Origin of the sequence: Phenylobacterium sp., assembly GCF_031181185.1 — a bacterium.
Classification (GTDB): domain Bacteria; phylum Pseudomonadota; class Alphaproteobacteria; order Caulobacterales; family Caulobacteraceae; genus Phenylobacterium.
Genome location: NZ_JAPSKZ010000198.1, coordinates 1 through 6,360 on the forward strand (window position 1 = coordinate 1; position 6,360 = coordinate 6,360).

A 6,360-nucleotide genomic window follows, 5' to 3' on the forward strand; every position below is an offset into this window, starting at 1 on the left:
GCGCGGGAAGTAGACGACCGGTGCGAGGTTGGACTCTTGCAGGATCAGGGCGTCGTCGGTGTCGGCGATCACGTGGCCGGCGAAGAAGGCGCGCCAGCGCCGCTTGGCAGGCTCGATCGTGATCGGGTGGTCGGGGCCGGGGGTCAGCATGACGGGGTCCTCCTTCAGCCTGACAACGCCAGAGGGGCGGGTGAAGCTCCGTCCGGAGGACGCTGGCCTGAGCGGCTAGGATATAGGGCGGCCTCGTTGCTTGTGCTTGCAGGTTCCGCGTGATTTTCTCCCCGCAAATCTCTGGCGGTCGGGCGAAACTCTCCCGAAGCCTCGGAAGTCCATAGGGAAACCGGAACCTCCTCCGCATGAATCTCATCGTTCTGATCGGCATAGCGATCACGCTCATCACCGGCCTGCCGGTGCTGATGCAGCTCCGCAAGAACCACCCGCGCGGGTTGATCATCCTGTTCTTCGCCGAGATGTGGGAGCGCTTCTCCTACTACGGCATGCGCTCGATCCTGATCTTCTATCTGACGCAGCACCTGCTGTTCGACGATGAGACGGCGAACGCCCAGTACGGCTCCTACACCTCGCTCGTGTACCTGCTGCCCCTGCTCGGCGGCATCCTTGCCGACCGCTACATCGGGACCCGCAAAGCGGTGGCGTTTGGCGCCCTGCTGCTCGTGGCCGGCCACCTGACCATGGCGGTCGAGGGCAAGCCTGCGACCCAAACCCTGACCTACGCCGGCCAGAGCTACCAAGTGGTCTCGCAGGGCCTGATGGAGGAGCGTCAGGTCCGCCTGGTCGTGAACGGCCAGCCGCACGAGTTCGGCCCGGCCGCGACGGGAGGCCTGGAGATCAAGAACCTCCCGGCGACGGCCCCGCTGCCGGCGGTGCTGCCGGAGGGCTCGTACCAGCTCGAGAACAAGGTCGATCCGTTCGGCAAGAACGCCTTCTACCTCGCCGTCTCGCTCATCATCATGGGCGTGGGCTTCCTGAAGCCGAACATCTCGACCCTGGTGGGTCAGCTCTATCCGCAGGGCGACCCGCGGCGCGACGCTGGCTTCACGCTCTACTACTACGGCATCAACCTGGGCGCGTTCTGGGCCTCGGTGCTCTGCGGCCTGCTGGGCGTGAAGTTCGGCTGGTGGGCCGGCTTCGGTCTGGCCGGCGTCGGCATGCTGGCCGGCTTTATCGTCTTCGTGCTCGGCAAGAAGCACCTGCAGGGCAACGGCGAGCCGCCGAACCCGGAGCTGCTGAAGAAGCCGGTGGCGGGGCCGATCAACCGCGAGTGGCTGATCTACGGCTTGGCCGTCCTCGGCGTGCTGCCGGTGTGGTGGCTGGTCCAGCGCAACGCGGTCGTCGGCGTCGCGCTCGGCATCTCCACCGTCGCTGCGTTCATCGGCATCGGCCTGATCATCGCCTTCATGGCCAAGACCTGGGTCGAGCGGCAGCGGATGATGCTGGCCACAGTGCTCATTCTCGGGGCCGTGGTGTTCTTCACCCTCTTCGAACAGGCCGGCACCTCGCTGAACCTGTTCGCGGCGCGAAACGTGGAGCTGGTGGGCGTCAGCGCCGCCCAGACCCAGTCCTTCAACGCCGGCTTCATCCTGATCTTCGCGCCGATCTTCGCGGCCATGTGGGCCTGGCTCGCCAGCCGCAACCGCGATCCGAACCCGACGCTGAAGTTCGGCCTGGGCCTGTTCCAGGTCGGCCTGGGCTTCATGGTGGTGGTCTGGGGCGCGGCCTTCGCCGACGAGCAGTACCGCCTGCCGATGATCTTCCTGGCGCTGCTCTACATGTTCCACACGACGGGCGAGCTGTTCCTGTCGCCGGTGGGCCTCTCCGAGATCACCAAGCTGTCCATCGCCAAGGTCGTCTCGTTCATGATGGCCGTGTGGTTCCTGTCCTCGTCGGTCGCCCAGTACGTCGGCGGCTGGATCGCCGGCATGGCGGGCACTCACACCGTCGGCGGCCAGGTCACCGACCCGGCCGCCTCGCTGGCCGCATCGCTCAAGGTCTTCAACATGCTGGGGCTCTGGGGCATGGGCATCGGCGTGGCGTTCGTCGTGCTCAGCTTCTTCATCAAGCACTGGGCCCACGGCGTGAACGACCCGGCGGGCGCCCAGCCCGAGCCGATCGCTCCGGTGCTCGACGGTGAGCGCCAGGCCGTCAGCCCGGCGGCCATCCGGCGGGACCTGAACAGCTAGGTCCGGGCACAAGCCCGAAAATGATGAAGGCCGCGGAGCGATCCGCGGCCTTCTCTGCTTCCGGCGCCAGCGGGGCGGCTAGCCGCCGAAACTCTTGCGGACCCGGATGTAGACCGAGCGGCCGGGCGTCAGGTCGCGGTCGTCGGTGTAGAGCAGCGAACCGGTCCGCCGGTCGGGGCCATAGGCCTTGGTGTTGAAGCGGATGCCGCGTTCGGCGAGGTTTTGGACCTCGACGCGCAGAATGGTGTCAGGTGCCAGCCGCTTATCGATCCAGGCCGTGATGAAGGCGTTGTGCAGCTTCACGTCGGTGATCGAGTTGTAGCGATAGGTGGTCTGCGACCACCCGCTGAACACCGCCATGCCGAGGCTCGCGTTCCACTGCGGCATGTCTTGGGTGTAGCGGACCTCCCATTCCAGCGGGCGCAGGCGCGAGATCTCGCGCTTGGTGAGCGTCGTAGGGTCGATCACCTCGGACCAGCGCTTGTTGAGCTCGCCCTGCAGGACGCCGCCCCGCCAGCCCAGAGGCTCGGAGGGGACCTGGAGGGTCACGATCAGCTCGTCCTTCGTGCCGTCGCCGATGTTCGTCGGCCGATCGAAGACGGCGCCGTTGGCGGCGAACACCGGACCGCGGTCGATGACGTCCTTCAGGTCGGAGTGGCGGTACGTCACGGTCAGCGCGCCGCTTTTCCAGAACCGCTGCTCCACCGCCAGTTCCCCGACCCAGGCCTGCTCGGGATCAAGGTCGGGGTTGCCGACGCTGACGCCGGTCCCTTCCTCGAAGTCGGCGCCCGCGACGAAGTCGTCGAAGTTCAGCTGACCCACGACGCGCTCAACCCGGCCGCGGATCTGGGTGTTCGGCAGGACCTGCCAGGCCACGGCGAGGCGGGGCTTCAGGAAGCTCAGGCTCTTCTCGAGAACGACGTCGCCCTCGGATGAGATCTCCGATGCCTCGAAGCGCAGGCCGCCGTCGAAGGTCCAGGCGGGGGTCGGCCGCCAGACCGCCTTGGCGAAGGCCTCGCCCCGCATCTCCTCCACCTGCACGTCGGCGGCGGGAAGCACCTGGGCCTCGCCGTTGACGAACTGCTCGGTATGGCTGTCCAGCTTGTTCAGCGCCGCCTCACCGCCCGCCTCGAAGGACAGGGTGGCCGAGCGCTGATGCTTCAGCACGGCGCGTCCGATGGTCTCGTTGTAGTCCCGCTCGTAGCGGAAATCGTTGGTGACGCCCGGCGTGCGGGCGAGGTCGAAGCCGTGGAAGGCGGAGTCGGACCGCAGGAGGACGGCCTCCAGCTTCGTCCGCGCGCCGAAATCGCGATTGTAGCGCGCGCCCAGCTCGGTCTCGAACTCGTCGTAGGGCGAGGTGAAGTTGTCTACGCGGTCGGCGGGCAGGGAGAACCGCACGGTGTTCTCGCTCTTCCAGCTGTCCCAGAAGGCGCGGCCGTTGAGCGTGATGCGCCCGCCCAGCAGGGGCTGGCTGTAGCCTGCGGTGATGGTCTGCTGCAGGCCGTCGCTTTCGGACTCGTAGTCGGCGCGGCGCTCGATGGTCCCGTCTGGACGGATCCGCACGTAGGGGCCGAACTGGCCGCCGTCGTCGTTGCCGTAGCCGTAGCGGATCGTGGTTTCCCAGGTGCGGGTCCCGTCGCCGCCCGACAGCTCCAGGCGCATCCCGTGCATGTTGCGGCCGTCCCAGAGGTGGTTGTTGGCCACGGCGAACAGGCCGCGGAAGCTCGCCCCCGGCTTGCGGATGACGTTGGCGATGACGGTCTTGCCCTGCATGTCGATGCCGGGCGCGCCGCCGCGGATGATGTCGATGCGCTCGACGGCGCTGGCGGGCACCCGGTGCAGGATCTGATCCAGGGTGTCGCTCTTTGCGGCGGGACGCTGGCCGTCGATCAGGACGTTGCCGGCGGCGCCTTCGAAGCCGCGGACGCTGTCGCCGACGTCCAGGGTGAAGCCCGGGATGCGGCTCAGCATCTCGTTGGCGTTCGAGACCTGCTGACCCTCGAAGAAGCTGGCGGGATAGCTGATCACCCCCTGCTGCGGCGGAGCCTGGACGGCGGCTTCCGGAACGGCGGCCGCGGCGGCCTGAGCAAGCACGTTGAAGATCAGCATACGGTACAGCTCCCCAAGTGGTCGCAGATGACCTGCGCCCTCGGTTTGGGACCAATTAATTGCCCGTAAGGTGGATTAAATCGGGGAAAGATTTCCGGCGTTTAGCCGCTATCCGCCGAAGGTTTTCCGCACGCGGACGTACCACATCTGCGGCGCTTTCACGTCGCGGTGCTCCATGACGGGCGCGCCGCCGGCGTTCCGCGGGCCGGGATAGCTGACGATGGTGCGGCGCACGCCCCGGCCGGTCACGTTGGGAGCCTCGAAGCGGATGTGGATGTCGAGCCGCGGCTTCCACTCGAGGAAGGGGTGGACGTAGGTGCTGAATTTCACCGTCTCGACGATGTTGTAGCGGTAGTAGGTCTGGCGGAAGCCGCCGAAGGCCTCGACGCCGTAGTTGATCCGCCAGCGCGGCATATCCCGCGTCAGGCTGGTTTCCCACTCCAGGTGCTCAAGCCCGGAGATCTGGCGCTTCGCGCCCGTCGTCGGGTCGATCACCTCGGACCAGCGCTTGACCACTTCGCCGCGCAGCAGGACGCCCTGCAGGCCCAGCCGCTCGAAGGGGATGGTCGCCTCCAGCGCCAGCTCGTCCTTGGTCCCGTCGCCGATGTTCGCCGGCCGGTCGAACACCTCGCCGGCGGGCCCGAACACCGGGCCCCGGTCGACGACGTCCTTGAGTTCGTAGTGGCGGAACGCCAACAGGACCGAACCGGCCCCCCAGAAGCGCTGTTCCACCGCCGCCTCGGCCACCCAGGCCTGTTCGGGGTTCAGGTCCGGATTGCCCGCCGTGACGCCGCCGCCGCTCGAGAAGCGGGATGAGGCGACGAAGTCGTCGAAGTTGAGTTGGCCCACCTCGCGCTCGATGCGGAACCGCAGCTGGGTGCGGCTCAGCGCATCCCAGGTCATCGACACGCGCGGCTTCCAGTAGTGGAGCGTCTTTTCCAGAGCCACGTCGCCGTCCGACGAAATGGTCGAGGTCTCATAGCGGAGCGAGGAATCGACGGTCCAGGCGGAGATCGGCCGCCACGTCGCCTTCACGAAGGCCTCGCCGCGCTCCTCCTTCACCTGGACGTTCCCGGCGGGCAGGTCCTGGTCGACGCCGTTGACGAAGAGGCGGGCTGCGCTGTCCAGCTCGTTGACCGCGAACTCGCCGCCGCCTTCGAACGACAGGCGGTCGTCGTGGCGGTACTTGAGCACCGCACGGCCGATGGTCTCGGTGGTTTCACGGTCGAGTTCGAACGTGGAGTGCCCCGTGCCGGCGGCGAACCTGGAGACGATGTCGAACGTGCCTTCCTGGCGCAGGCCCACCAGTTCGATCGCGGTCCTGGCGTTGAGGTTGCGGGTGTAGTTGACGCCCAGCTCCGCGTCGTTCTCATGGAACGTCTCGTCGCTCTCTTCGAGCGCCGGGGCGGGGCTGAGGATGCGGAAGTCCTCGTCGAACTTGAATTTGCGCTCAGACAGGCGGCCGTTCAGGCGCGCGACACCCCCGGCCAGCGGCGTCTCGAACGTGCCGGTTCCCTGCCAATCGAGCAGGTCGCCCTCCTGCTCGAGGTCGACGACCTCCGTCGGGCGGCCGTCCGCATACTGGCGCACCGCCTCGCCCTTGCCGTAGCCGTCGTCGATGGCCTTGCCGCCGTAGAAGCCCAGCTCCCAGGTTCTGGGGCCGAACTGACCTTGGGCTTCGGCGCGCGCCGCCAGCGCGGTCCGGCCGTCGGCGGTGTGGTTCTGGGCCACGGCCACCAGGCCGGTCAGGCCGCCGCCTGCCTTGCGGACCACATTGGCGATGACCGTCTTGCCCTGCATGTCGATGCCGGGCGCGCCGCCGCGAATGATGTCGATCCTCTCGACCCGGCCGGCCGGGATGCGACGCAGGATCTGCTCGAGATTGTCGGTCTTGCTGGCGGGCCTGCGGCCGTCGATCACGACGTTGCCGGCCGAGCCTTCGAAGCCCCGGACCGAGTCGCCGGTGTCCAGAGCGAAGCCAGGGATACGGTCCAGCATCTCGGCGGCGTTGGCGGGCTGCTGGCTGGCGAAGAAGCTGGCCGGATAGCTG

4 protein-coding genes are annotated in these 6,360 nt (G+C 67.6%); 1 reads left to right on the plus strand and 3 read right to left on the minus strand.

Annotation, left to right across the window (positions count from 1 at the left end):
- Positions 1–150 (minus strand): DUF427 domain-containing protein (locus RIF93_RS17720; protein ID WP_309092778.1); only part of this gene is annotated, 150 nt, incomplete at its 3' end.
- Between the two features lie 206 nt (positions 151–356).
- Between RIF93_RS17720 and RIF93_RS17725 the strand changes: the two genes are divergently transcribed.
- A complete protein-coding gene (locus tag RIF93_RS17725) occupies positions 357–2,201 on the plus strand; it encodes a peptide MFS transporter (RefSeq protein WP_309092775.1) in 1,845 nt (614 codons plus the stop codon).
- 78 nt (positions 2,202–2,279) lie between these two features.
- Here the strand turns inward: RIF93_RS17725 and RIF93_RS17730 are convergent, their stop codons facing one another.
- Complete coding sequence (locus tag RIF93_RS17730) at positions 2,280–4,310, minus strand: TonB-dependent receptor domain-containing protein (protein ID WP_309092776.1); 2,031 nt, start codon at positions 4,308–4,310, stop codon at positions 2,280–2,282.
- A 108-nt stretch (positions 4,311–4,418) separates the two neighbouring features.
- On the minus strand, positions 4,419–6,360 hold a 1,942-nt coding region (locus RIF93_RS17735), incomplete at its 5' end, for a TonB-dependent receptor domain-containing protein (RefSeq protein WP_309092777.1).

Bases quoted from the DNA above. Each gene is read 5' to 3' on its own strand.
- RIF93_RS17725 (WP_309092775.1), top strand. From the start codon at position 357: ATGAATCTCATCGTTCTGATCGGCATAGCGATCACGCTCATCACCGGC.
- RIF93_RS17730 (WP_309092776.1), bottom strand. From the start codon at position 4,310: ATGCTGATCTTCAACGTGCTTGCTCAGGCCGCCGCGGCCGCCGTTCCG.